The organism is Streptomyces sp. NBC_01217, assembly GCF_035994185.1.
In the GTDB taxonomy this organism is placed as follows: domain Bacteria; phylum Actinomycetota; class Actinomycetes; order Streptomycetales; family Streptomycetaceae; genus Streptomyces.
The window spans coordinates 2,905,769-2,928,546 of sequence record NZ_CP108538.1 but is presented as its reverse complement, the minus strand read 5'-3'; the positions used below and the strand labels follow the sequence as shown (position 1 = coordinate 2,928,546).

Here is a 22,778-nt window from a genome sequence, read left to right as displayed (position 1 = left end):
GCACCCCACCCCCTGACTCCGGAGCTGTCGTCGGCTCACTCGTACCCTCACCGACCCGACGGCGGCTCCGGAACTCCGAGAAGCGACGGCACCCCGTGCGGGGGTGCCGCCGCTTCGTTTTGTTCTGGGGAAAATAGGTGTTCGACGTTGTGCCTTTTCTTCGTTCAATACGCAAAGATTGTTCAATGCGCAAAGACATGGGCCGCGTTCGGACCGGGGTGCGGCCCATGGATCCCCATCCATGGACCGCACCCGGCTTACCCCCGTCGGGAACGGAGCCGCTCCTTCGCCCACCGCCGCCGAACGAGCAAAACCCCCCACGGCCTTCACTCGCTCTTCCGGTGGCTCCGGATTTCGTACCCGACGTCGTACAGCTTTTCGGGAGGGGGCATGCCGAGGCGAGACGTTTCACCTCTGGCCGAAACCCCGTGGTGACGTGCTGTTACGGATCACCTACCCTTGAGCGGGGGTAATTGCAGGTGCAACAGATGGGGGTTCGGTGTTGCGTATCCATATGTCCGGAGTGGACCTTTCCAAGGTGCGGATGGCCACTCGGCCGGATGCGCTGTGGGAAACCATTCTGAGTTTCCACCGGCTGAGGGACCGGCGTGGTTCCACGGTGTTCGGGAAATGGCGTACGGAGGCCCGGCCCCGGTTGAAAGGTGAAGTACGTCTGCTGGCCGCCCTGATTCCACCGCGCGGCTATTTCCCGGACTTCCTGACGCCTTCTCAGGAAAGCAGCGAGCCGTACGGCATCGAGACCGGAATGGAAGTGCTGCGCAACACCCCGCCCGCGCGGATCCGCGCCGAACTCGCCCTGCTGGGCGCCGGACGCCGCGAGGCGGGCCGCGCCCCGGACGGACGCGCCGAGCCGCTCGGCCGGTTCATCGACGCCCTGCGCGGCTACCACCGTGCCGCGATCGAACCCTACTGGTCGCACATCCGGGCCAGCATCGAGGCCGACCGTGCCATCCGCGGCCGCGCCCTCCTGGACGGCGGGGCGGAAGAGCTGCTCGCCTCCCTCCCGCCCATGATCCGCTGGCGGGCCCCCGTGCTGGAGGCGGACTACCCCGTGGACCGCGAACTGAGTCTGGACGGGCGGGGACTGCTGCTCCAGCCGTCCTACTTCTGCCGCGTCACCCCGGTCGTCTACCGCGACCCCCAGCTCCCGCCGGTCCTCGTCTACCCGGTCACCCACTCCCATGCCCCGGTCTTCACCGAACCGGGGCCCTGGCTCGGCCGGCTCCTCGGCAACACCCGCTCGACGGTCCTGAGCGTCATCGGCAACGGCTGCACGACCAGCGAACTCGCCCTCCGGGCAGGAGTCTCCCTCGCCTCGGCGAGCCAGCACGCCTGTGTGCTGCGCGAGGCCGGCCTGATCCACACCCTGCGGCACGGCAGCTCCGTACTGCACACGCTGACCCCGCTGGGCGGATCGCTGCTCAGGGGCGGCGCACCGCTCGCCCTGTCCTGATGCCGGAAGGTTTCTTCGTGCCGCAGGGCTTCTTCTTCGCCGACACCGATGAGTTCTGCGCGGCCCGGCCGTCTACCTGTCGTAAAACGTTCGAACAGAAGAGTTCGAACAGCGGGGCTCGGACAACAGGGCTCGGACAACAGGGCTCGGACAACAGAGAGAGCGGAACGGCCATGCCTCAGATGATCTTCGTGAACCTGCCGGTCAAGGACCTTGAGACGACCAAGACCTTCTTCGGCAAGCTCGGCTACTCGTTCAACCCGCAGTTCTCCGACGAGAACACCGCGTGTCTCGTCATCAGCGACACCATCTTCGCCATGCTCCTGACGGAGCCCCGCTTCAAGGATTTCACCAAGAAGGAGATCGTCGACGCCTCGAAGTCCGTGGAGGTGATGCTCGCCCTGAGCGCCGAGAGCCGGGAGAAGGTGGACGAGCTGGTCGACACCGCCCTCGCCTCCGGCGGATCGCCCGCCAACGAGCCGGTCGACCTCGGCTTCATGTACGGCCGTTCCTTCGAGGACCCGGACCACCACATCTGGGAGGTCGTGTGGATGGACCCGTCCGCGGTCGAGGGCCAGCAGGGCTGACCGGCCGCGGCGGGCTCAGGGGCGGGGCGTGTCAGGACGTGAGGCCCGGATACGCCACCCCTGTCAGCTGCTCGGACGCCACCCAGAGCCGCTCGCCCGCCACATCGTTCAGCGTCCAGCCCGCACGCCAGGACGGGCCGGGCGCACCGCGCCAGCCGAGCAGCCTCGGCCCGGTGAACGAGTCGGGGCGTACGCCGGGCGCGGTGGCCGCGTACAGAGTGGGCAGCGCACCGGCCGACGCGGGCTGGGCGACGATCCGGTTGCCCAGCTCGAAGATCCGCTCCGCCGCCCTGCGGCTCTCCATCCGGACGCCCGCCGTCTGCAGATTGGTCGCCGCGTACCCGGGGTGCGCCGCGGCGGCCACCAGGTCGCAACCGGCGGCCGAGAGCCGCCGCGCCAGCTCGTGGATGAAGAGCAGATTGGCGGTCTTCGAGCGGCCGTAGGCGATCCAGCGGCGGTAGTTCCGCTCGCTGTTGAGATCCCCGATATCGATGTCGGCCACCGCGTGCACACTGCTGGAGACGCTCACCACCCGCGCCCCGGGAGTGGCGAGGAGCTTCGGGAGCAGCAGTCCGGTGAGGGCGAAGTGCCCGAGGTGGTTGACGCCGAACTGCCTCTCGAAGCCGTCGGCCGTCCTCCCGTAGGGGAGGGCCATCACCCCCGCGTTGTTGATCAGCAGATCGAGCCGGTCGGGCGTGTGGGCCGCGGCGAACTTCCGTACGGAATCCAGATCGGCCAGATCGAGCGGTACGAACTCCACGTCCGCGCCGGTCACGGCCGTCCGGATACGGGATGCGGCCTCCTTGCCGCGCGTCTCGTCACGGCAGGCGAGCAGTACGCGCGCGCCGCGGCGGGCCAGTTCCCGTGCCGTGTTCAGTCCGATGCCGCTGTTGGCTCCGGTGACCACGGCCGTGCGGCCGCTCTGATCGGGGATGTCGCTCGCGTTCCAGCCCTGGCCCATGACCCCCAGCGTACGGCCGCGGCGCACCGGCCGAACGGGCCGGTCGGGCCCGGATTCCGCCGGGCCCGACCGGGACCTTCCGCCGGGCCCGGAAGCCCGGAAACCTCAGAGTTGGCTCAACTCCGCCGCTGTCCGCCCGTATCGGTTGGACGGGGCACGTATCGCCTTTTTAGGGTCGCGACCATGCCCGACATAGCACTCACCACCCTGGTCGTCCTCTGCCTCGCCGCAGCCGCGGCGGGCTGGATCGACGCGGTGGTCGGCGGCGGCGGACTGCTGCTGCTGCCGGCCCTGCTCCTGGGGCTGCCGCACGTCCCGGCCGCACACGTCCTCGGCACGAACAAGGCGATCGCGATCGTCGGCACCTCGGGTGCCGCCGTGACGTACGCACGCAAGGCACCGGTGAAGGTCGCAACGGCCCTGCGGATCGGGCTCGCGGCGCTGGCCGGATCGATGACCGGGGCGTTCTTCGCCGCCGGGATCAGCAGCGAGGTGCTGCGCCCGGTGATCATGGTCGTGCTGCTGGCGGTCGCGGCGTTCGTGATGCTGCGGCCCTCGTTCGGCAGGGCGGCGGACGACGGTGCGCGGCAGAAGGTCACCCGGGCCCGCACCGTCACCGCGATCGTGCTGGTCGGTGGCGGCATCGGCTTCTACGACGGGCTGTTCGGCCCCGGCACCGGAACGTTCCTGGTGCTGGCGCTGACCGCGGTGCTCCACCTCGATCTGGTGACGGCGTCCGCCACCGCCAAGATCGTCAACGTCTGCACCAACGGCGGGGCGCTGGCGATGTTCGCCTACCAGGGCAGCGTGATGTGGCAGCTGGCCGCGCTGATGGCGGTCTTCAATCTGGCGGGCGGGCTGATCGGGGCGCGGATGGCGCTCAGGAAGGGCAGCGAGTTCGTCCGCGGGGTCCTGCTGGTCGTGGTGTTCTCGCTGGTCGCGAAGCTGGCGTTCGACCAGTGGACGGCGTGAGGGGCGGGCGGCCGGCGGAAGGTGTCGGGCGGCCGGGCTTCACCGCACCCCGGTGAGATGCGCGTACGCCACCACATTGCCCCGGTAACCCGTCGTCCTGGAGAAACCGCCGCCGCAGGTGATCAGCCGCAGCGAGGCGTAGGGCGAGGCGCCGTACACCCGCTCGTCGGGGAAGTTCTTGTTCTCGTAGACCTCGACCGCGTCGAGTGAGAACACGGCGGTACGCCCGTCCTGGCGGACCACCTCGACCTTGTTGCCCTTCTGAAGGGTGCCCAGGTTGTAGAAGACCGAGGGCCCCGTCGCGTCGTCGACATGTCCGGCGACGATCGCGCTGCCCTTCGAGCCGGGCGGAGTGCCGTCCCGGTACCAGCCGACGACGTTGCGGTTGTCGGCCGGCGGCACATCGAGACTGCCGTCGGCCCCGAGCCCCAGACGCATCATCGGGGCGTCCACCCGGATGCTCGGGATGCGGATGCGTACGGGCGCCGAGGGCTTCAGCGGTTCGGCGAGCGGGGCCCCCGGCTGCAGCTCGGGGCCGCCCGCGAAGGCCTGGGCGGCGGCCGGCTGGGGCGGGGTCAGCTCGGCACCGGAGCCATGGCGGATCAGCCAGATACCGGCCAGCGCCGCGACGACCAGCAGCCAGCCCTTGCCCTTCTGGGACACGGTCGCCCTCCGGGTGACGGGATACGGACGGCACGGGTCGTTCCCGTCCCGGTGGTACAGGACATTTCCGTCCCGGTGGCGCGCGGCCACCGGGACGGAAACCGGGCGGGTACGGAGACGTGAATCCGTCTCCGTCAGCCGGCTGTCTGCGTGCCGCTCGCCCGGCGACGCAGGAGCCAGGCTCCGCCGACGGCGGTCGCGGCGAGTACGCCGGCGCCCGCCGCGATCTGGGAGGTGTCGGACCGGACACTGCCGCCGACACCTGTTTTGACGTGCCCACTGGGAGTGGCGGGTACGGATGAGCCGTCGCGCCCGGACGACGCGTTGTCGCCACCGGACTGGTTGTCACGCCCGGACGCCGAACTGTCCTGGCCGGACGAGGAGTTGTCGCGTCCTGAGGATGAGCTGTCACGCCCTGACGACGAATTGTCCCGACCGGATGACGAGTTGTCCCCTCCCGATGACGAGTTGTCCCGACCGGAGGACGAGCTGTCGCGCCCTGACGAGGAGTTGTCGCGTCCCGACGACGAACTGTCACGCCCCGACGAGTTGTTCGACTCGGACGACGGGCTGTCGCGCTTTGCCGACCCCTCGTCCCCGGAGCCGGTGGCGAGCCCGGGGATGGCGTTGAGCCCGCCGACGGAGTCGAGCAGCGAGGGTATGTCCAGCCCGGACGGAGTATTGAGCCGCGACCCGGCGGGATTGTCCGTCCCGCCCTCGTCGTCCCGCGCCTCCTGGTCGCCGTTGGCCCGCGGAGCGGCCGCCGAACCGACCCGCAGTGCGCCGGCCTCAGCTGCGTACGCGTACGCAGGCCCGGCGGTGAAGAGGCCGAGCGTGGCAATGGTGACCGCGGAAGCGGCGGTACCGGTCACTAGGCGGGCAGGACGCATGGGGGGTTCCTCCGGCGATGGCGCGAGTAGGTGTGTCCTGACCTCGAGCTAACGGGTGGTCCGCCACCCATGCCTGCTGACACGAAGTCAGCTTTCACCCGAACGGACCGGCGCGTCATCCTTGCCAAACCGCATGTGTGCAGGTCATGGCGGTGATCGAGACGAGGGTGGTCGGTCTCTTACTGCCCGGTGCCGATTGGGTGACACCACCCCGGAGGGGAGTGGCGCACATCACATCCGAACCTCCGTGGCTGTCGGACGAGCGTCCGGCGCCTCAGGCCGGGGCGGCGGCGGACCAGGCGACGACCGGCGGCCGCACCCGGGCGCAGAGCGGCTGCCCCTTCGCGTCGGAGAGCGGCAGCCGCGCGGTGAGGTGCCCGGAGTGCACGGCCGCTTCGAGCACGGTCGGATCGATGTCGGCCAGCATCAGCTTGGCCCGCCGGAACATGGTGAAGACGCCGTTCTCGTCGACCGTGCCCCAGGACAGATAGACGAAGCGCCCGCCGAGCCGGTTCTGCACGTAGGGCCCCTCGATCTCGACACCGTCCCCGGCCGGGGCGACGGTGCAGTCCAGGGTCCACGAGGCCGACGGGGTGTCGCCCGGGTGCAGGCCCAGCAGCTCGCCGGGTCTGTCCTTGCGCTGCACGCCCACGTGGATGTTGTTGGCGCCGGGGAAGCTGGTGCCGGGCCCACAGGTGAGGCCGGGGAGGTGCGAGCCTTCGATATGGATCTGCATGCCCCCATGCTCGCTCGCCCAGGACACCGATCCTCCGCCGGGCCGGAGCCGTGGGGGTCCGGCGTGATGCCGGAGGGCGTCAGACCGTGTCCCACGGCGCACGGTCGTACGCCTGCCCGATCCGCTTCATCAGCTCCTCGTCCACCGTGAACTCGATGTCGTCGATCCGCCGGACCGGTGCGATGCCCTGCGAGTTGGTGAGGAACGCGGAACGGAACGCGGTCAGCCCGTCCAGCGTCACCGGGCGCCGTACGGACTCCAGCCCCGCGCCGGGCAGTTCCTGCTCCAGCAGTGCCTTGGTGATGCCGAGCAGCGAAGGGGCGTCGGGCCAGACGACCGAAGTGCCGTCCCAGAAGCCGATGTTGGTGATCGCCCCCTCCGTCACCACCCCGCCCGGCAGGGTCAGCAGGGCCTCGTCGAAACCGGCGCGTGAGGCGAGCCTTGCGTAGTACGTCTGGCCGAACTCGCCGGGACGCTTGATGTGCGGCACGGTCCGGGCGTACGGAACGGACATCACGGCGTGCGGCTCGGCCGACTTCTGTGCCGGCTCGCGCACCGTGACCATGACGGTCGTCTCCGTGTCGCCCGGCGGCAGGAAGGCGTGCACCCGGGTGGAGGCGTCCCGTACCCCCGCACTGTCCAGCGCGTGGCGGATCAGCTCGCGGACCCGGTCCGCGTCCAGTGCGCGCTCGAACAGCTCCTGGTTGGCGGAGTCCAGCCGGGCCAGATGGAGGGCGAGGCCGCGCACCTTTTTGCCCCGTACCTGCATGGCCGTGAAATGGCCGTAGTTGAGGAAAGCCGGAATCCGTAGATCCGCTTCGGTGGCCGGGTGTCCGTCGAACTCCGCGTACGGGAAGAGAGAGGGAGTCGTCATGCGACCCACCGTATGCCGCGAGAAGCTGGGCCGGCCCTCGGCGGACAGCGCTTGACCTCAACCATGGTTGACATACGAGCCTCTCCGTATGGACCTCATCGCAGCACCCTCATCCCTCGCATCCTCGTCCCTCACGCCGGGGAACGCCTCCACCGCACCCCTGAAGGTCGCGGTCATCCTCGCCAGCAACCGGGAGGGACGGTTCGCCCCCGTCGTCTCCGGCTGGTTCCTCGCGCGCGCCGCCGGTCGCCCCGGCATCGAGACCGATCTGATCGATGTCGCGGAACTCGGCCTCCCGATCGCCCTCTCCCACCGGCCCGACGCCGACGCGCAGGACCGACTGGCCACCGTGGCCGCCAGGTTGGCCGCAGCCGACGCCTTCGTCGTCATCACGCCCGAGTACAACCACTCGTACCCGGCCCCGCTGAAGAACCTCATCGACTGGTACCACGCCGAGTGGCAGGCCAAGCCCGTCGCCTTCGTCTCGTACGGCGGGGTCTCCGGCGGTCTGCGCGCCGTCGAGCACCTGAGGCAGGTCTTCGCGGAGCTGCACGCCGTCGGCATGCGCGAAACCGTCTCGTTCCACAACGCGGGCGCCCTGTTCGACGACGAGGGCAGGCACAAGGACCCGGCCGGCTGCGACGCGGCGGCCAAGGCACTGCTCGACCAGCTGGACTGGTGGGGGCGCGCGCTGCGCGACGCCAAGGCCGTCCGTCCTTACGGCGTCTGACCTGCCGGACGCTGCGCCGCGCCACGATGCCCCCGACAATCGACGCAGGGAGCAAGCACGCCCCGTACCCCACACCGAGGAGCCCGAAGGTGACGACGCCGGCATGGCTGACCGTACTGACCACGACGGACAGCGAGGAGAAGGCCCATTCCCTGGCGCAGGGCGCGGTGGAGGCGCGGCTCGCCGCCTGCGTACAGATCTCCGCGCCCGTCACCTCGGTCTACCACTGGCAGAACGCCATCGAGACCACCGAGGAATGGCAACTGCTGTTCAAGACGACGGCCGAGCGGTACGACGAACTGGAGGCCCATCTCCTGGCGGCGCACGACTACGAAACACCGGAGATCATCGCGATCCCGGTGCTGCGGGGCAGCGCCCGCTACCTCGACTGGGTGTCGGCAGAGGTGGCCCCGGTGGCGGCGCTGTAGAAGCGGCGCTGTAGAGGGGCCGCTGTGGAGGGGCACTGCAGAAGCGGCACCCGCTACCGCTCGTCCGCCGCCAGGGCCTGCGAGATCCCGGGCTCCCGCGGCCCCAGGAAGTGCGGGTCGGGCTTGAACGCGGCGTCCAGCGCCGCCTTCCCCGCCGCGAACACCTCCCGCGTCCCGCCGTAGTACCAGGTCGCATCGTGTACGGCGTCGACGCCGACGCCGTACGCATCGATACCCGCGGTCCGGCACAGTGTGATCGCCCGCCGGATGTGGAACCCCTGGCTCACCAGCACCGCGCGGTCGACCCCGAAGATCTTCTTGGCCCGGACACAGGAGTCCCAGGTGTCGAACCCGGCGTAGTCGCTCACGATCCGCCGGTCCGGCACGCCGTGCGCCCTGAGGTACGTGCGCATGGCATCCGGTTCGTCGTACTCCTTCCGGCTGTTGTCACCGGTCACGAGCACGACCTTCACCTTCCCGTTCCGGTACAGCTCGGCGGCGGCCTTCAGCCGGTTCGCGAGATACGGCGACGGCTTGCCCTGCCAGAGCCCCGCCCCGAACACCATGGCGACCTGCTGCGCGGGCGCGTCCGCGGTCGTCCTGACGCGGGCGTCGGCGACGGAGTACATCCAGGTCGCGGGCGCCAGCGCCGCCACACAGGCGACCATCACCCCCTGCACGGCCCGCCGCTGCCCGCGCCGCGTCCGAGGCCACCGCGGCCTCAACCGCCCGAGCCGCCTCAGCCGTCCCGGCCGCTTCTCCCGCATGGGTGCCCCCTGTTCGTGACCTCTGCCTTGCCGCCCACATGAGCCGTCTCACATGATCGGACGACGGATGCGTAGAAAGGGTTCTCCATCTCCCGGTTCCGTGGACTTCATTACAGTTTTCCGATTCCGCCGCGGACACTTCGAGGGCATTTCGAGGGCATGATGGCTGCCATGAACCGATCCGGAACCGGAACGGACGACTGGGTAGCCGTCGCCGCGTACGAGAATCTGAAGGGCCGACCGCATCCCGCGGCTGCCGTCCGCGCCTGACTGCGGGACCGGGGCATCGACTGGATGCCTTTCGTCGACGACGACCTGCACATCGACCTGGCCTGCGGCCCGGGGCCGGACGGCCACTGGCACGGCTGGATCACCGTACGGATCCGGGCCTCGGCGCTGATTCCGCTCGGCCTCCATCCCGATCAGCCCACCTCACAGCCGGGTTTCCCGCCCGCCCCGGCGTGGTGGCACGCGGCGGCGGAACGGGCGGCCCGGAAAACCCGTTGAGTACGTGCCCGCAGCCCGCGACGCTGACCCCATGTCTTCCCCGCGCTATGTGTTCCTCGACCCGGACGGTACGGCCACCGACTGGCTGTACGTGGTGGTGACGGCCCCCACCGACGTCGTCTACCAGCAGCAGTACGGCGGTACGGCCTGTCGGCAGGGCGAGGCCGAGGGCTTCCTCGTCCCGCTGCACGCGCCCGACGAACTCGGCGCGCTGCGACAGCTCTTCGAGCGGCACTTCCGCGGTGCGGGCACGAGTGGCCGCCCCTGGACGCCGGACGAGCGGGCCGCCCTGCACGGCGCGGTCGAGGGCATCCGCTACTGGTTCAACGACGGCGTCGACGACCATCCCCACGAACTGCGGTGGGACGAGGCCCGGTTGGACGAGACGGACGAGGCGTGGGTGCCCGTGCTCACCCCCGACGGGCCGGGCGTGCTGCTCTGGTGCAACTCGGACTGAGCCCGAACGGAGCCCGATCAGAGCCCCGTCAGAGCCCGAACGGAAGCCCGCGGGCCTCCCAGTAGCATCGGGCAATGCTCCTTCCACGGCTGATCGCCTCCGATCTCGACGGCACGCTCCTGCGCAACGACGGCACCCTCTCGCCCCGCACCCTGCGTGCCCTGCGCACGGCCGAGAGCGCCGGTGCGGAGGTCGTCCTCGTCACCGCCCGGCCGCCCAGGTTCGTCGACCGGCTCGCCGAGGCCGCCGGGCTCGCGGGGACGGCCGTGTGCAGCAACGGGGCGCTGGTGTACGACATCGGGACGCGCACCGTCGTCTCCTCCCGCGCCCTGCCTCTCGCCACCGCCCAACGCGTGGCCACCGCACTCGCCGCCGCCGTGCCCGAGATCGGCTTCGCCCTGGAGACCGGCAACCAGGTCCTGTACGAACCGGCCTACCGGCTGCGGCTCTCCGAGGACCTGGACGCCGAGCTGCCCGTGCCGTCGCTGGCGGACCTGTGGCTGACCGACGTCCCCGTCACCAAGCTGCTCGCCTGGTCGGACCGGCTCGACGCGGACACCCTGCTGGCCGCGGCCAGGGAAGGGACGGGCGACGAGGTGCAGCTGACCCACTCCGGCGGGCGCGGGCTGCTGGAGATCAGCGCGTCCGGTGTCACCAAGGCCGGCACCCTCTCGATGCTCTGCGCCGGGCGCGGCATCGATGCCGCGGAGGTCATCGCCTTCGGCGACATGCCCAACGACCTGACCGTCCTGGACTGGGCGGGTGCCGGCTACGCGATGGGCAACGCCCACCCGAGCGTGCTGGCCGCGATCGGGACGCACACGCTCTCCAACGAGGAGGACGGGGTCGCGCACATCATCGAGCAGGTCTTCGGCGGCACGGCCTGACCCCGAAACCGCTCCACCCGTCACCCTCGCGCAACGGTGCGGCAACCTCGGCCCTGCACCATCGGTCCATGACGGAGTCGGCACCGGCACATCCCGATGAGTCCCTGCCCCTCGACAGCACGGCGCAACTGTTGACCCGAATCACCGCACAGCTCGGCACCCAGCTCAGCCTCGTCTCCCTGAACGGAACCCGACGGCCCGCGCGGGCGCCCGCCCCGGGGCCCGTGCGGCGGATCGCGGCCGGGGCCGTGACGGCCGAATAGCGCCTTCCCCGAGCCGCCCGCCGCGCATCCGCCTGCCCCCTGTTGTCGGTTCGGCCGTTTACTGTCGGACCCATGGACGGCATGGACGACATGGACTGCACGGACGGTACGCAGGGCACTCAGGACCACGGCCCGGCCTCTCACGGCACGGCCCCCTACAGCGCGGCCGACGCCGAGCGCTGGGACACCGAGCCCGACAAACGGCCCGGCCGTACCGCATTCCAGCGTGACCGCGCCCGAGTGCTGCACTCCGCCGCACTGCGCAGGCTCGCCGGGAAGACCCAGGTCGTCACCCCCGGCACCCGCGGCCACGCCTGGGACGCCAGCCCGCGTACCCGGCTCACCCACTCCCTGGAATGCGCCCAGGTCGGCCGAGAACTGGGGGCGGCGCTCGGCTGCGACCCCGATCTGGTCGAGACGGCCTGCCTCGCCCATGACCTGGGCCATCCACCGTTCGGACACAACGGCGAGCAGGCGCTCAACGACTTCGCTTCGGACTGCGGGGGCTTCGAGGGCAACGCCCAGTCGCTGCGCCTGCTGACCAGGCTCGAACCGAAGCGGTTCGTGCCCGACACCCGGACCGGCGAGCTGGTCAGCGTCGGGCTCAACCTGACCCGTGCCGCGCTGGACGCCGCCACCAAATACCCGTGGCCGCGCGGCGGGCACCCCTACGACCCCGGCTCGCCGAAATTCGGGGTGTACGAGGACGACCTGCCGGTCTTCGAGTGGGCCCGCCACGGCGCCCCGAAGGACCGCAAGTGCTTCGAGGCCCAGGTCATGGACTGGTCCGACGACGTCGCGTACTCGGTGCACGACTTCGAGGACGGACTGCACGCCGGGCACATCGACCCCGGCTGTCTCCACTCCGAGCACGAGCGGAACGAGATCTGGGCGGTGGCCATCGGCCGCTACGTCCCGGCGGACACCGCCCCCCAGGAGCTGGCCGACGCCCTGGACCGGCTCATCGGCCAGGACTGGTGGCCGCACGGCTACGACGGATCGGCCGTCGCCCAGGCCCGGCTGAAGGACGCGACGAGTCAGCTGATCGGCCGCTTCTGCCTCGCCGCCGAGAGCAGCACCCGACTGGCGTACGGGACGGGCCGCCTCGGCCGGTACGCCGCCGAGCTCGTCGTCCCCCGCGAGGCGCGCAACGAATGCGCGGTGCTCAAGGCGGTCGCCGACCGGTATGTCATGCAGCGCGCCGAGCAGGAGGCGATCCGCGCCGACCAGCGGATCGTCATCGCGGAACTGGCCGCCGCGCTGACCGCACGCGCCCCGGAGGGGCTGGAGCCGCAGTTCCGGGCGCTGTTCCACGCCGCCCCCGACGACAGGGCCCGCAAGCGGGTCCTGGTGGACCAGATCGCCGCCCTGACCGACGCCTCCGCCCGCTCCCTGCACGCCTCGCTCGCCGGACGCCGCCCCTGACCGCGGCCCCGTCCGGGACAGGCCTGTGACCACTGGGTGTGACCTGATCGGTGTACACCCCCTTTCGCCATCACGCTGCGTGCGGGACGCTCGCAGTCGGGCCCCGCGCAGCTAGCATCGAGGAGGCATCAAGTGGTCGACGCACATCGGACGTTCGTCATCGTCGGCGGAGGACTGGCAGGAGCGAAGGCGGCCGAGACACTCCGGGCGGAGGGTTTCAGCGGCCGGGTGATCCTTCTCGGCGACGAACGGGACCATCCCTACGAACGGCCCCCGCTCTCCAAGGGCTATCTGACCGGCAAGGAGGAACGGGACAGCGTCTTCGTCCACGAGACCGCCTGGTACGCGGGTGCCGACATCGAGCTCCACCTCGGCCAGACCGTCACCGCCCTCGACCGGGAGGCCCGCTCCGTAGAGCTCGGCGACGGGACCGTCGTCCACTACGACAAGCTGCTGCTCGCCACCGGGGCCGAGCCGCGCCGCCTTCCCATTCCGGGTACGGAGCTGACCGGCGTCCACCATCTGCGCCGCCTCGCCCACTCCGACCGGCTGCGCAACGTGCTGGCCGCCCTCGGCCGCGACAACGGCCATCTGGTGATCGCCGGGGCCGGCTGGATCGGTCTTGAGGTCGCCGCGGCGGCGCGCGGGTACGGCGCCGAGGTCACCGTCGTCGAACCCGAGCCGACCCCGCTGCACCAGGCCGTGGGCCCCGAACTCGGCCAGATCTTCACCGATCTGCACAGCGACCACGGTGTCCGCTTCCACTTCGGCGTCCGCCTCACCGAGATCATCGGCCAGGACGGCCTGGTCCTCGCGGTCCGGACCGACGACGGCGAGGAACACCCGGCACATGACGTGCTCGCCGCGATCGGCGCCGCCCCCCGCACCGGCCTCGCCGAAGCCGCGGGGCTCGACATCGCTGCACGCGAGGACGGCGGAGGCATTGCCGTCGATGCCTCCCTGCGTACCTCGGACCCGCACATCTTCGCCGCCGGTGACGTCGCCAACGTGGCCCACCCGCTGCTCGGCGCCCGGCTGAGGGTGGAGCACTGGGCGAACGCGCTGAACAGCGGCCCGGCGGCGGCCCGCGCCATGCTCGGCAAGGACGTCAGCTACGACCGGGTGCCGTACTTCTTCTCCGACCAGTACGACCTCGGTCTCGAATACTCGGGCTGGGCGCCGCCGGGCAGCTACGACCAGGTGGTCATCCGAGGCGATGCGGGCAAGCGCGAGTTCATCGCCTTCTGGCTGAAGGACCGCCGGGTGCTGGCCGGGATGAACGTCAATGTGTGGGACGTCACCGAGACCGTGCAGGAGCTGATCCGCTCCGGCCGGCAGATCGACCCGGACGCGCTGGCGGACCCGGCCGTCCCTCTGGCCTTGCTGGACTGAGCGGAGCCGGGCCGGGCCCGTCCGGTGCGGGCCGGGTCGCCCCGGCTCCCCACGGATCACATCGGCGCGCGGCACAGCTGTCCTACCTCACCCGTAGACTTCACCCGTGGCAGGCAGGATCAATGACGACGACGTGAAGGCGGTACGGGACGCGGTCCCGATCGACGCCGTCGTTTCCGAGTATCTCCAGCTGCGCAACGCCGGCGGCGGCAACCTCAAGGGCCTCTGCCCGTTCCACGACGAGAAGTCCCCCTCCTTCCAGGTCAGCCCGAGCAAGGGTCTCTTCCACTGCTTCGGCTGCCAGGAGGGCGGCGACACGATCGCCTTCGTGATGAAGATCGACCATCTCTCGTTCTCCGAGACGGTCGAGCGCCTCGCCGCCAAGGCGGGCATCACCCTGCGGTACGAGGAGGGCGGGTACAACCCCTCCCACCAGCGCGGTGAGCGCATCCGGCTGGTCGAGGCACACAAGGTGGCCGCCCAGTTCTACGCCGAGCAGCTGGACGGCCCCGAGGCCGAGATCGGCCGGAAGTTCCTCGCCGAGCGCGGATTCGACCAAGCCGCGGCCGCCCATTTCGGCGTCGGCTACAGCCCGGCCGGCTGGGACCACCTCACCCGCTACCTGCGCGGCAAGGGCTTCAGCGACAAGGAACTGATCACCTCCGGCCTCTCCCAGGACGGCAGGCGCGGCCCCATCGACCGCTTCCGCGGCCGGCTGATGTGGCCGATCAGCGACACCTCCGGCGAGGTCGTCGGCTTCGGCGCCCGCAAGCTGCGCGACGACGACAACGGCCCGAAGTACCTCAACACCCCCGAGACCGCGATCTACAAGAAGTCCCAGGTGCTGTACGGCATCGACCTGGCGAAGAAGGACATCGCGAAGGCCAGCCGGGCCGTCGTCGTCGAGGGCTACACCGACGTCATGGCCTGCCACCTCGCCGGGATCACCACCGCCATCGCCACCTGCGGCACGGCCTTCGGCGGCGACCACATCAAGATCCTGCGCCGCCTTCTGATGGACAACGGCAGCGCCCGGGTGATCTTCACCTTCGACGGTGACGCGGCCGGGCAGAAGGCCGCCCTGCGCGCCTTCGAGGACGACCAGAAGTTCGCCGCCGAGACCTACATCGCGATCGCCCCGGACGGCATGGACCCGTGCGATCTGCGCCTGGCCAAGGGCGACGAGGCCGTCCGCGACCTGGTCGAACCCCGCACCCCCCTCTTCGAGTTCGCGCTCCGTCAGATCGTCGCCCGCTACGATCTGGAGACCCCGGCGGGCCGCGCCGCCGCGCTCGACGAGGCGGCACCGGTCGTCGCCAAGATCAAGACGGGCAGCGTGCAGCGCGAGGTCGCCGTCCAGCTGGCCGGCTTCGTCGGCATCCTGGACCAGGAGTACGTCGTGCACCGGGTCAACCAGCTCGCCCAGTGGGCCCGCGGGCGGGGCGACCGGCGAGGTCCCGAGCCGTCCTCCTCCCGCGCCGGCGCGCAGCACCAGCAGGTCCGGGCCCCCGCCGCCCCTTCCGGCCCCGCGCTCAACCTCCGCAGCCCGGCCCACCGCACCGAGCGCGAGCTGCTCAAGCTCGCCCTGCAGCGGCCCGTCCTGGTCTCCCCGGCCTTCGACGCCTACGGGGTGGACGAGTTCACCGCCCCGCCGTACGCCGCGGTCCGCCAGTGCATCGCGGAGGCGGGCGGCGCGGAGCTGGGCGTCCCCGACACCCGCGAGTACCTCGTCCAGGTGCTCGACGCGACCCCCAACGACACGGTGCGCAAGCTGGTCACCGAGCTGGCGGTCGAGGTCTTCCACGGCAAGTCCATCGACGAGGCGTACGCGGGCGAGCACCTGGTCAAGGTCCGCCTGCGCGCCGTCGACCGCCGGATCAACGACGTACAGGGCAGCCTCGCCCGCCTCGGCAGCAATGTCGCCCCGGACCATCTCGCGGCCGCGCAGAACGAGGTCTGGGTCCTCCAGCAGTACGCCCAGTCCCTGCGCAACAACGGCGCCGACGCGCTCTGACGGGGACGGGGCGACCCCCGCGGCGGTGCGCCCGCCGTCACCGTATCCGGCCGGTCACGGACCGGACTCAGAAAGTCCGCGCACGCCCCTCGTGGCAGCGATGTGTCGTACTCCACACTGGGGGCGGTGCCTGAGTCATCGGAGCGCGGCAGGACCACCGGGCGGTGGTCCTCCATCCCCGCGGTCCGGCAGCGATCACCTGGAGGTCGCCCCCGTGCAGACCCGGACCCTGACCCTGACCGAAACCGAGCACGTCTCGGCAATCCCCGCGCAGAACCGGGCCGTGCATCATCCGGAGACCGCGGTGGAGCCGCAGAAGACCGCGGTGGAGCCGCAGATACCGTCCGATCCACCCGATCCACCCGACCCACCCGAGGCACTCATGGAGGAGCTGCCCCAGGCGCCCGAACCGCCCCAGCCGCGGGGCCGCCCGGAGACCGCCGGTCCTTCCTCCGACCTCTTCCGTCAGTACCTGCGGGAGATCGGCCGGATCCCGCTGCTCACCGCCGCCGACGAGGTGGAGCTCGCCCGCCGCGTCGAGGCCGGTCTCTTCGCCGAGGAACGGCTCGCGAGCACCCCCGACCCCGACACCCGACTGGCCGTCGATCTCGACCGGTTGGTGGTCATGGGGCGGGTGGCCAAGCGCCGTCTGATCGAGGCCAACCTCCGCCTCGTCGTCTCCGTCGCGAAACGCTATGTCGGCCGCGGGCTGACCATGCTCGATCTGGTCCAGGAGGGAAACCTCGGACTGATCAGGGCGGTCGAGAAGTTCGACTACGCCCGGGGCTACAAGTTCTCGACGTACGCGACCTGGTGGATCCGGCAGGCCATGTCCCGCGCCCTCGCCGACCAGGCGCGGACCATAAGGGTCCCGGTCCATGTCGTCGAGCTGATCAACCGCGTCGTACGGGTCCAGCGCCGGATGCTCCAGGAGCGCGGCTACGAGCCGACGCCCGAGGAGGTCGCCGACCAGCTCGACCTCACCCCGGAGCGGGTCGGTGAAGTCCTGCGGCTGGCCCAGGAACCCGTCTCACTGCACGCCCCGGTCGGCGAGGAGGAGGATGTCGCCCTCGGCGACCTGATCGAGGACGGCGATGCCGCGTCCCCCGTCGAGTCCGCCGCTTTCCTGCTGCTGCGCGAGCACCTGGAAGCGGTGCTCTCCACGCTCGGCGAGCGTGAACGCAAGGTGGTCCAGCTGCGGTACGGGCTGGACGACGGGCGGCCCCGCACCCTTGAGGAGATAGGCAGGATCTTCGGCGTGACACGCGAACGCATCCGTCAGATCGAGTCCAAGACCCTCAACAAGCTGCGGGACCACGCCTTCGCCGACCAGCTCCGCGGCTACCTGGACTGACCCGCCGCCGCACCCCCGCGCAAGGAGGGCCCGTCCGCCGGACGGGCCCTCCTTGCCGCGATCACTGCTTCTTCCGGTCGGCTTCCTCTAGTCGACCTCGGCGACCGCCTGCGCGAACTGCGCCGAATACAGCCGGGCGTACGCGCCCCCGGCGTCCAACAGCTCGTCGTGCGTGCCCTGTTCGACGATCGAGCCGTTCTCCATCACCAGGATGACGTCGGCGTCCCGGATGGTGGAGAGCCGGTGCGCGATCACAAAGCTCGTACGGCCGTGCGCCAGACGCGCCATCGCCTTCTGGATCAGCACCTCGGTACGGGTGTCGACGGAGCTCGTCGCCTCGTCGAGCACCAGGATCACCGGGTCGGACAGGAATGCCCGCGCGATGGTGATCAGTTGCTTCTCGCCCGCGCTGACGCCGGAGCCCTCGTCGTCGATCACCGTGTCGTAGCCGTCCGGCAGGGTGCGGATGAAGCGGTCGGCGTGGGCCGCCCGCGCCGCCTCCTCGATCTCCTCCCGGGTGACCTTGCGCGAAGCGCCGTACGCGATGTTCTCCGCGATGGACCCGCCGAACAGCCAGGTGTCCTGGAGGACCATGCCGATCCCCGACCGCAGGTCGTCGCGCGACATCTTCGCCACGTCGACCCCGTCGAGGGTGATCCGGCCGCCCGTCACCTCGTAGAAGCGCATCAGCAGATTGACGAGCGTGGTCTTGCCCGCGCCGGTCGGGCCGACGATCGCGACCGTGTGACCCGGCTCGACGTTCAGCGACAGACCCTCGATGAGCGGCTTCTCCGGGTCGTAACGGAACGACACCTTCTCCAGTGAGACGCTGCCCCGCAGCTCCTCGGGATGCTCGCCAGTGCCCGGTGCGGGGTCGGCGCCCTGCTCCTCGGCGTCCAGCAGCTCGAATATCCGCTCGGCCGACGCGACGCCCGACTGCACCAGGTTCGCCATCGAGGCGACCTGGGTCAGTGGCATCGAGAACTGCCGCGAGTACTGGATGAACGCCTGCACATCACCGATCGACAGCGAACCCGAGGCGACCCGCAGACCACCGACGACGGCGATCAGCACATAGTTCAGGTTGGAGACGAACATCATCAGCGGCTGCATGACCCCGCTGTTGAACTGCGCCCTGAAGCCCGCCTCGTACAGCGCCTCGTTCTGCTCGGCGAAGTCCTTCGCGGACTCCTCCTGCCGTCCGAAGACCTTCACCAGGGTGTGTCCGGTGTACATCTCCTCGATGTGGGCGTTGAGCTTGCCCGTCACCTTCCACTGCGCCACGAACTGCGGCTGCGACCGCTTGCCGACCTTCGCGGCCACGACCACCGAGAGCGGCACCGTCACCAGCGCGACCAGCGCCAGCAGCGGCGAGACCCAGAACATCATGACCAGTACGCCGACGATGGTGAGCAGGGAGTTGATGAGCTGGCCCATCGTCTGCTGCATCGTCTGCGAGATGTTGTCGATGTCGTTGGTCGCCCGGCTGAGCACCTCGCCGCGCTTGGCCCGGTCGAAGTAGGACAGCGGCAGCCGCGACAGCTTCGTCTGGATGTCCTCGCGCAGCCGGAACACGACCGCGTTGATGATCCTGATCGACAGCCGGGTCGCTACCAGCATCAGCAGCCCGGCACCGACATAGACCGCCAGTGCCACCAGCAGTACGTCGCCCACAGCGCCGAAGTCGATGCCGTGACCGGGGACGAAGTCCACCCCGGAGAGCATGTCGGCGAGGCCGCTGTTGGTCCTGCGCAGGCCGTCGATGGCCTGCTCCTTGGTCGTTCCCTCCCGCATCCGCCGGCCGACGACCCCGGCGAACACCAGGTCCGTCGCCCTGCCGAGGATCTTCGGCCCGACCACCGAGAGGCCGACGCTCAGCACACAGGCCAGCAGCATCACGTACAGCGAGGTCTTCTCCGTGGCGAAGCGCTTCAGCAGCCGCTTCGAAGAGCCCTTGAAATCCATGGACCGGTCGGTCGGCGCCCCGCCCGCCATCATGCGTCCGCCAGGACCGGCCATTACGCGGCCTCCGCTTCCGTCAGCTGGGAGAGCACGATCTCCCGGTACGTTTCATTGCCGTCCATCAGCTCGTGATGGGTGCCGGAGCCGACGACCCGGCCCTCGTCCAGCACCAGGATCCGGTCGGCGTCGCGGATGGTGGACACCCGCTGCGCGACGATCACCACGGTCGACTCGGCCGTCTCCAGCGCCAGCGCCCCGCGCAGCGCGGCGTCGGTGGCGTAGTCGAGCGCGGAGAACGAGTCGTCGAAGAGATAGATCTCCGGCCGCTGCACCAGCGTCCTGGCGATCGCGAGCCGTTGTCGCTGCCCGCCGGAGACATTGGTGCCGCCCTGCGCGATCGGCGCGTGCAGGCCGTGCTCCAGTTCCTCTACGAACTCCTTGGCCTGCGCGACCTCCAGCGCGTGCCACAGCTCCTCGTCGGTGGCGTCCGGGTTTCCGTACCGCAGGTTCGTCGCGACCGTCCCGGAGAACAGATACGGCTTCTGCGGGACGAGACTCACGGTCTTCGCCAGCAGCGTCGGCTCCAGCGTGCGTACGTCCGTGCCGTCGACCAGCACCTGACCGTCCGTCACATCGAAGAGCCGCGGTACGAGTCCGAGCAGCGTCGACTTCCCGCTGCCCGTCGATCCGATGATCGCGGTGGTCTCGCCGGGGCGGGCCACCAGATCCACCGACCGCAGCACCGGCTCCTCTGCGCCCGGGTAGCGGAAGTTCGCGCCGCGGACCTCCAGATGGCCATGGGCGCGCAGTTCGCGGACCGGCTCGACGGGCGGAACCACGCTCGACTCGGTCTCCAGGATCTCCTGGATGCGCTCGGCGCATACCTCGGCGCGCGGCACCATCATGAACATGAAGGTGGCCATCATCACCGACATGACGATCTGCATCAGATAGGCGAGGAACGCGGTCAGCGCGCCGATCTCCATGCCGCCGCTGTCGATGCGGTGCGCACCGAACCAGACCACGGCGATCGACGACACGTTCACGACCGTCATCACGGTCGGGAACATCAGCGCCATCAGCCGGCCGGTGGACAGTGCCACATCGGTCAGTTCGTTGTTGGCGCCGCGGAAACGCTCCTCCTCGTAACCGTCGCGGACGAAGGCGCGGATGACACGATTGCCGGTGATCTGCTCGCGCAGCACCCGGTTCACGGTGTCGACCCGCTCCTGCATGGTGCGAAACAGCGGACGCATCCGCTTGACGATCAGGCTCACCGCGATGCCGAGCACCGGCACCACCGCGAGCAGCACCGCCGACAGCGGGACGTCCTGGCCGAGGGCCATGATGATGCCGCCGACGCACATGATCGGCGCCGAGACCATCAGCGTGAACGTCATCAGGACCAGCATCTGGACCTGCTGCACGTCATTGGTCGTACGCGTGATCAGGGACGGTGCCCCGAACCGGCCGACCTCACGTGCCGAGAACGACTGCACCCGGTCGAAGATCGACGCCCGGACGTCGCGGCCGAGTGCGGACGCGGTGCGGGCGCCGTAGTAGACGGCCCCCATGTTGCAGACCACCTGGGCGAGGCTGACGGCGATCATGATGCCGCCGAACTCCAGGATGTAGCCCGTGTCCCCCTTGACGACACCGTTGTCGATGATGTCGGCGTTCAGGGTGGGCAGATAGAGGCTGGCGCAGGTCTGCAGGAGTTGGAGGAGGACCAGCAGCAGGATGGGTTTCTTGTACGGGCCGAGAAAGGCCCGCAGGAGTTTTATGAGCACGCGTGTCTCTCGGAGTCGGCAGAGGTCGGGAGTCGACCCATTTTCCGGTACCCCCGACGGGGACAGCGAACGATTTTATTCAAGACCAGGTCAAAAAAAAGACCGAGTACATATGTGGAGGGTCGGTCTCCGTCAGATGTACCCGGTCGGGTCACGCAGGGTGTCCGGCTCAGGACGCGGAGTCGAACGCCCCCGGATGGATCTGGTCCCGCGTCGCCCGGTACTGCTGGAGCACAGCCTGGCCGACCGACGTCTCCTCGCCCGGCTCAAGCACCTGCGCCGCCGCGCCCTGCCAGGCCGGGGGAGTGCGCGGATCGAGCGTCCCCTGTGAGACCCCCAGCGCCCAGGCCGCCTGCCGGGCCGCACCCAGCGCCGCGTACTCGGCGGGCTGCGGCACGACCACCTGCGTACCGAACAGCGCGGGCGCGAGCCCCTGTACCGCGGGCAGTTCGGCCGCCGCACCCAGCAGGAACACCCTGCGCACCTCGACACCCCGCTCGCGCAGCACATCGAGCGCGTCGGCCAGCGAGCACAGCATCCCCTCGAACGCCGCCCGTGCCAGATGCTCCGGCTTCATCGACTCGCGCCGCAGCCCGCACAGCGTCCCCGCCGTGTGCGGCAGATGCGGGGTGCGCTCGCCCTCCAGATACGGCAGGAGTACGAGCCCGGAGGCGCCCGGCGTGGACTTCAGCGCCAGCGCGGACAGTTCCTCAAGGCCCTCGACGCCCAGCATCTCGGCGGTCCCGCGCAGCGCGCGTACCGCGTTCGACGTGTACACCACCGGCAGATGCATCCCGGTCGCGTCCGCGAACGAGGTGATCATCCCGCTCGGATCGGACAGCGCCTCGTGGTGCACCGCCATGACCGAACCCGAGGCGCCCAGCGACACCACCGTGTCACCGGCCCCGACCCCGAGCCCGAACGCCGCCGCCATCGTCTCGCCGGTCCCCGCCGAGATCAGCAGCCCCTCGGGCGTCGTCCCGGCCGCGTCGGACGGGCCGAGCACCTCGGGCAGTGCAGCCTGGCGCCCGAGCGCCAGCTCCACCAGATCGGGCCGGTAGGAACCGCTGCCCGCCGACCAGTAACCGGTGCCGGACGCGGCACCCCGGTCGGTGGTCCGCCGGGCAGGGCGCCCCAGCAGCTGCCACACCAGCCAGTCGTGCGGCTGCAGCACCGAGGCCACCCGCTGGGCCGCCTCCGGTTCGGTCCGCGCCAGCCAGCGCAGCTTCGCCACCGGCTGCGCGGCCTGCGGAACCGACCCGACGGCCTCGGCCCAGGCCTGCCGCCCGCCTAGCCCCTCGACCAGATCGGCAGCGGCGACCTGAGCCCGCTTGTCGTTGCCCAGCAGCGCCGGACGTACGAGATTGCCCTGGTGGTCCAGCGGTACCAGGCCGTGCTGCTGCGCGGAGACACCGATGGCCTGCACGCCTTCGAGCAGCCCGCCCGTGGCCGCCTCACCGAGCGAGAGCAGCCACACCTGCGGGTCGACCTCGGTGGCCTTCGCCTCGACGGGGTGTGCGGCGTACCCCCGGCGCAGCACGGCGCCCGTGTCCGTATCGCAGACGACGATGTGCGTGAAGGCGGAAGAACTGTCCAAGCCGGCGACTATGCCCATACCCAAGATTCTGCCGCACCGCCGGAGCGT

General features: G+C 70.2%; 22 protein-coding genes. 13 read left to right on the top strand and 9 right to left on the bottom strand.

The window, feature by feature from the left end:
• Positions 1 to 499: 499 nt before the first annotated feature.
• Together OG507_RS12845 and OG507_RS12840 are read left to right on the top strand one after the other, a co-directional pair.
• A complete protein-coding gene (locus OG507_RS12845; protein WP_327367326.1) occupies positions 500 to 1,474 on the top strand; it encodes an ArsR/SmtB family transcription factor in 975 nt (324 codons plus the stop codon).
• A 173-nt stretch (positions 1,475 to 1,647) separates the two neighbouring features.
• A complete protein-coding gene (locus OG507_RS12840; protein ID WP_327367325.1) occupies positions 1,648 to 2,061 on the top strand; it encodes a VOC family protein in 414 nt (137 codons plus the stop codon).
• 31 nt (positions 2,062 to 2,092) lie between these two features.
• On the opposite strand, the gene OG507_RS12835 is transcribed toward OG507_RS12840, so the two are convergent.
• On the bottom strand, positions 2,093 to 3,022 hold the full coding sequence (locus OG507_RS12835; RefSeq protein WP_327367324.1) for an oxidoreductase: 930 nt from the start codon (positions 3,020 to 3,022) through the stop codon (positions 2,093 to 2,095).
• A 183-nt stretch (positions 3,023 to 3,205) separates the two neighbouring features.
• Here OG507_RS12835 and OG507_RS12830 point away from each other — a divergent pair, with 183 nt between their 5' ends.
• Positions 3,206 to 3,994: a sulfite exporter TauE/SafE family protein gene (locus OG507_RS12830; RefSeq protein WP_327367323.1), complete on the top strand. Its 789-nt coding sequence runs from the start codon at positions 3,206 to 3,208 to the stop codon at positions 3,992 to 3,994.
• Positions 3,995 to 4,033: 39 nt separating this feature from the next.
• Here OG507_RS12830 and OG507_RS12825 read toward each other — a convergent pair whose 3' ends face one another.
• From OG507_RS12825 to OG507_RS12810, 4 genes are all read right to left on the bottom strand, one after another.
• Positions 4,034 to 4,657 carry a class F sortase gene (locus tag OG507_RS12825; protein WP_327367322.1) on the bottom strand — a complete coding sequence of 208 codons (624 nt, stop codon included), beginning with the start codon at positions 4,655 to 4,657 and terminating at the stop codon, positions 4,034 to 4,036.
• A gap of 134 nt (positions 4,658 to 4,791) precedes the next feature.
• Positions 4,792 to 5,547, bottom strand: a complete 756-nt coding sequence (locus tag OG507_RS12820; RefSeq protein ID WP_327372245.1) for a hypothetical protein — start codon at positions 5,545 to 5,547, stop codon at positions 4,792 to 4,794.
• 274 nt (positions 5,548 to 5,821) lie between these two features.
• The gene (locus OG507_RS12815) at positions 5,822 to 6,283 is read right to left on the bottom strand and encodes a DUF5990 family protein (RefSeq protein ID WP_327367321.1); all 462 of its coding nucleotides are present in this window, start codon (positions 6,281 to 6,283) and stop codon (positions 5,822 to 5,824) included.
• Positions 6,284 to 6,362: 79 nt separating this feature from the next.
• Positions 6,363 to 7,157, bottom strand: a complete 795-nt coding sequence (locus tag OG507_RS12810; RefSeq protein ID WP_327367320.1) for an aminotransferase class IV family protein — start codon at positions 7,155 to 7,157, stop codon at positions 6,363 to 6,365.
• An 88-nt stretch (positions 7,158 to 7,245) separates the two neighbouring features.
• Here OG507_RS12810 and OG507_RS12805 point away from each other — a divergent pair, with 88 nt between their 5' ends.
• The gene (locus OG507_RS12805; RefSeq protein WP_327367318.1) at positions 7,246 to 7,887 is read left to right on the top strand and encodes an NADPH-dependent FMN reductase; all 642 of its coding nucleotides are present in this window, start codon (positions 7,246 to 7,248) and stop codon (positions 7,885 to 7,887) included.
• A gap of 89 nt (positions 7,888 to 7,976) precedes the next feature.
• On the top strand, positions 7,977 to 8,315 hold the full coding sequence (cutA, locus tag OG507_RS12800; RefSeq protein WP_327367316.1) for a divalent-cation tolerance protein CutA: 339 nt from the start codon (positions 7,977 to 7,979) through the stop codon (positions 8,313 to 8,315).
• A 53-nt stretch (positions 8,316 to 8,368) separates the two neighbouring features.
• Here cutA and OG507_RS12795 read toward each other — a convergent pair whose 3' ends face one another.
• Positions 8,369 to 9,082 (bottom strand): SanA/YdcF family protein, encoded by a 714-nt coding sequence (locus OG507_RS12795; protein WP_327367315.1) that lies wholly within the window; start codon positions 9,080 to 9,082, stop codon positions 8,369 to 8,371.
• Between the two features lie 294 nt (positions 9,083 to 9,376).
• Here OG507_RS12795 and OG507_RS12790 point away from each other — a divergent pair, with 294 nt between their 5' ends.
• From OG507_RS12790 to OG507_RS12755, 8 genes are all read left to right on the top strand, one after another.
• Entirely contained in the window at positions 9,377 to 9,589 is a 213-nt protein-coding gene (locus OG507_RS12790) for a hypothetical protein (RefSeq protein WP_327367314.1), read from the top strand.
• Positions 9,590 to 9,620: 31 nt separating this feature from the next.
• A complete protein-coding gene (locus OG507_RS12785; protein WP_327367313.1) occupies positions 9,621 to 10,046 on the top strand; it encodes a DUF6210 family protein in 426 nt (141 codons plus the stop codon).
• An 89-nt stretch (positions 10,047 to 10,135) separates the two neighbouring features.
• Positions 10,136 to 10,933: a Cof-type HAD-IIB family hydrolase gene (locus tag OG507_RS12780; RefSeq protein ID WP_327371954.1), complete on the top strand. Its 798-nt coding sequence runs from the start codon at positions 10,136 to 10,138 to the stop codon at positions 10,931 to 10,933.
• 68 nt (positions 10,934 to 11,001) lie between these two features.
• The gene (locus OG507_RS12775) at positions 11,002 to 11,196 is read left to right on the top strand and encodes a hypothetical protein (protein ID WP_442810974.1); all 195 of its coding nucleotides are present in this window, start codon (positions 11,002 to 11,004) and stop codon (positions 11,194 to 11,196) included.
• Between the two features lie 90 nt (positions 11,197 to 11,286).
• Positions 11,287 to 12,621: a deoxyguanosinetriphosphate triphosphohydrolase gene (locus OG507_RS12770; protein WP_327371953.1), complete on the top strand. Its 1,335-nt coding sequence runs from the start codon at positions 11,287 to 11,289 to the stop codon at positions 12,619 to 12,621.
• A 132-nt stretch (positions 12,622 to 12,753) separates the two neighbouring features.
• Complete coding sequence (locus OG507_RS12765) at positions 12,754 to 14,013, top strand: NAD(P)/FAD-dependent oxidoreductase (protein ID WP_327367312.1); 1,260 nt, start codon at positions 12,754 to 12,756, stop codon at positions 14,011 to 14,013.
• A 106-nt stretch (positions 14,014 to 14,119) separates the two neighbouring features.
• Complete coding sequence (dnaG, locus tag OG507_RS12760; protein ID WP_327367311.1) at positions 14,120 to 16,027, top strand: DNA primase; 1,908 nt, start codon at positions 14,120 to 14,122, stop codon at positions 16,025 to 16,027.
• A gap of 214 nt (positions 16,028 to 16,241) precedes the next feature.
• A complete protein-coding gene (locus OG507_RS12755; protein ID WP_442810973.1) occupies positions 16,242 to 17,381 on the top strand; it encodes an RNA polymerase sigma factor in 1,140 nt (379 codons plus the stop codon).
• Positions 17,382 to 17,468: 87 nt separating this feature from the next.
• Here the strand turns inward: OG507_RS12755 and OG507_RS12750 are convergent, their stop codons facing one another.
• From OG507_RS12750 to OG507_RS12740, 3 genes are all read right to left on the bottom strand, one after another.
• Positions 17,469 to 19,400 (bottom strand): ABC transporter ATP-binding protein, encoded by a 1,932-nt coding sequence (locus OG507_RS12750; protein WP_327367310.1) that lies wholly within the window; start codon positions 19,398 to 19,400, stop codon positions 17,469 to 17,471.
• Positions 19,400 to 21,133: an ABC transporter ATP-binding protein gene (locus tag OG507_RS12745; RefSeq protein WP_327367309.1), complete on the bottom strand. Its 1,734-nt coding sequence runs from the start codon at positions 21,131 to 21,133 to the stop codon at positions 19,400 to 19,402. Before OG507_RS12745 ends, OG507_RS12750 begins: the two co-directional genes overlap by 1 nt.
• Positions 21,134 to 21,302: 169 nt before the next feature.
• Positions 21,303 to 22,748 carry an FGGY family carbohydrate kinase gene (locus OG507_RS12740; RefSeq protein ID WP_327367308.1) on the bottom strand — a complete coding sequence of 482 codons (1,446 nt, stop codon included), beginning with the start codon at positions 22,746 to 22,748 and terminating at the stop codon, positions 21,303 to 21,305.
• Between the last annotated feature and the right edge of the window lie 30 nt (positions 22,749 to 22,778).

Excerpts from the sequence above, each read along its gene's own strand:
- OG507_RS12815 (WP_327367321.1), bottom strand. The coding sequence starts at position 6,283 with ATGCAGATCCATATCGAAGGCTCGCACCTCCCCGGCCTCACCTGTGGG.
- OG507_RS12835 (WP_327367324.1), bottom strand. The coding sequence starts at position 3,022 with ATGGGCCAGGGCTGGAACGCGAGCGACATCCCCGATCAGAGCGGCCGC.
- OG507_RS12810 (WP_327367320.1), bottom strand. The coding sequence starts at position 7,157 with ATGACGACTCCCTCTCTCTTCCCGTACGCGGAGTTCGACGGACACCCG.
- OG507_RS12830 (WP_327367323.1), top strand. The coding sequence starts at position 3,206 with ATGCCCGACATAGCACTCACCACCCTGGTCGTCCTCTGCCTCGCCGCA.
- OG507_RS12820 (WP_327372245.1), bottom strand. The coding sequence starts at position 5,547 with ATGCGTCCTGCCCGCCTAGTGACCGGTACCGCCGCTTCCGCGGTCACC.
- OG507_RS12740 (WP_327367308.1), bottom strand. The coding sequence starts at position 22,748 with ATGGGCATAGTCGCCGGCTTGGACAGTTCTTCCGCCTTCACGCACATC.
- OG507_RS12795 (WP_327367315.1), bottom strand. The coding sequence starts at position 9,082 with ATGCGGGAGAAGCGGCCGGGACGGCTGAGGCGGCTCGGGCGGTTGAGG.
- OG507_RS12770 (WP_327371953.1), top strand. The coding sequence starts at position 11,287 with ATGGACTGCACGGACGGTACGCAGGGCACTCAGGACCACGGCCCGGCC.
- OG507_RS12750 (WP_327367310.1), bottom strand. The coding sequence starts at position 19,400 with ATGGCCGGTCCTGGCGGACGCATGATGGCGGGCGGGGCGCCGACCGAC.
- OG507_RS12805 (WP_327367318.1), top strand. The coding sequence starts at position 7,246 with ATGGACCTCATCGCAGCACCCTCATCCCTCGCATCCTCGTCCCTCACG.
- OG507_RS12840 (WP_327367325.1), top strand. The coding sequence starts at position 1,648 with ATGCCTCAGATGATCTTCGTGAACCTGCCGGTCAAGGACCTTGAGACG.
- OG507_RS12790 (WP_327367314.1), top strand. The coding sequence starts at position 9,377 with ATGCCTTTCGTCGACGACGACCTGCACATCGACCTGGCCTGCGGCCCG.
- OG507_RS12785 (WP_327367313.1), top strand. The coding sequence starts at position 9,621 with ATGTCTTCCCCGCGCTATGTGTTCCTCGACCCGGACGGTACGGCCACC.
- OG507_RS12775 (WP_442810974.1), top strand. The coding sequence starts at position 11,002 with ATGACGGAGTCGGCACCGGCACATCCCGATGAGTCCCTGCCCCTCGAC.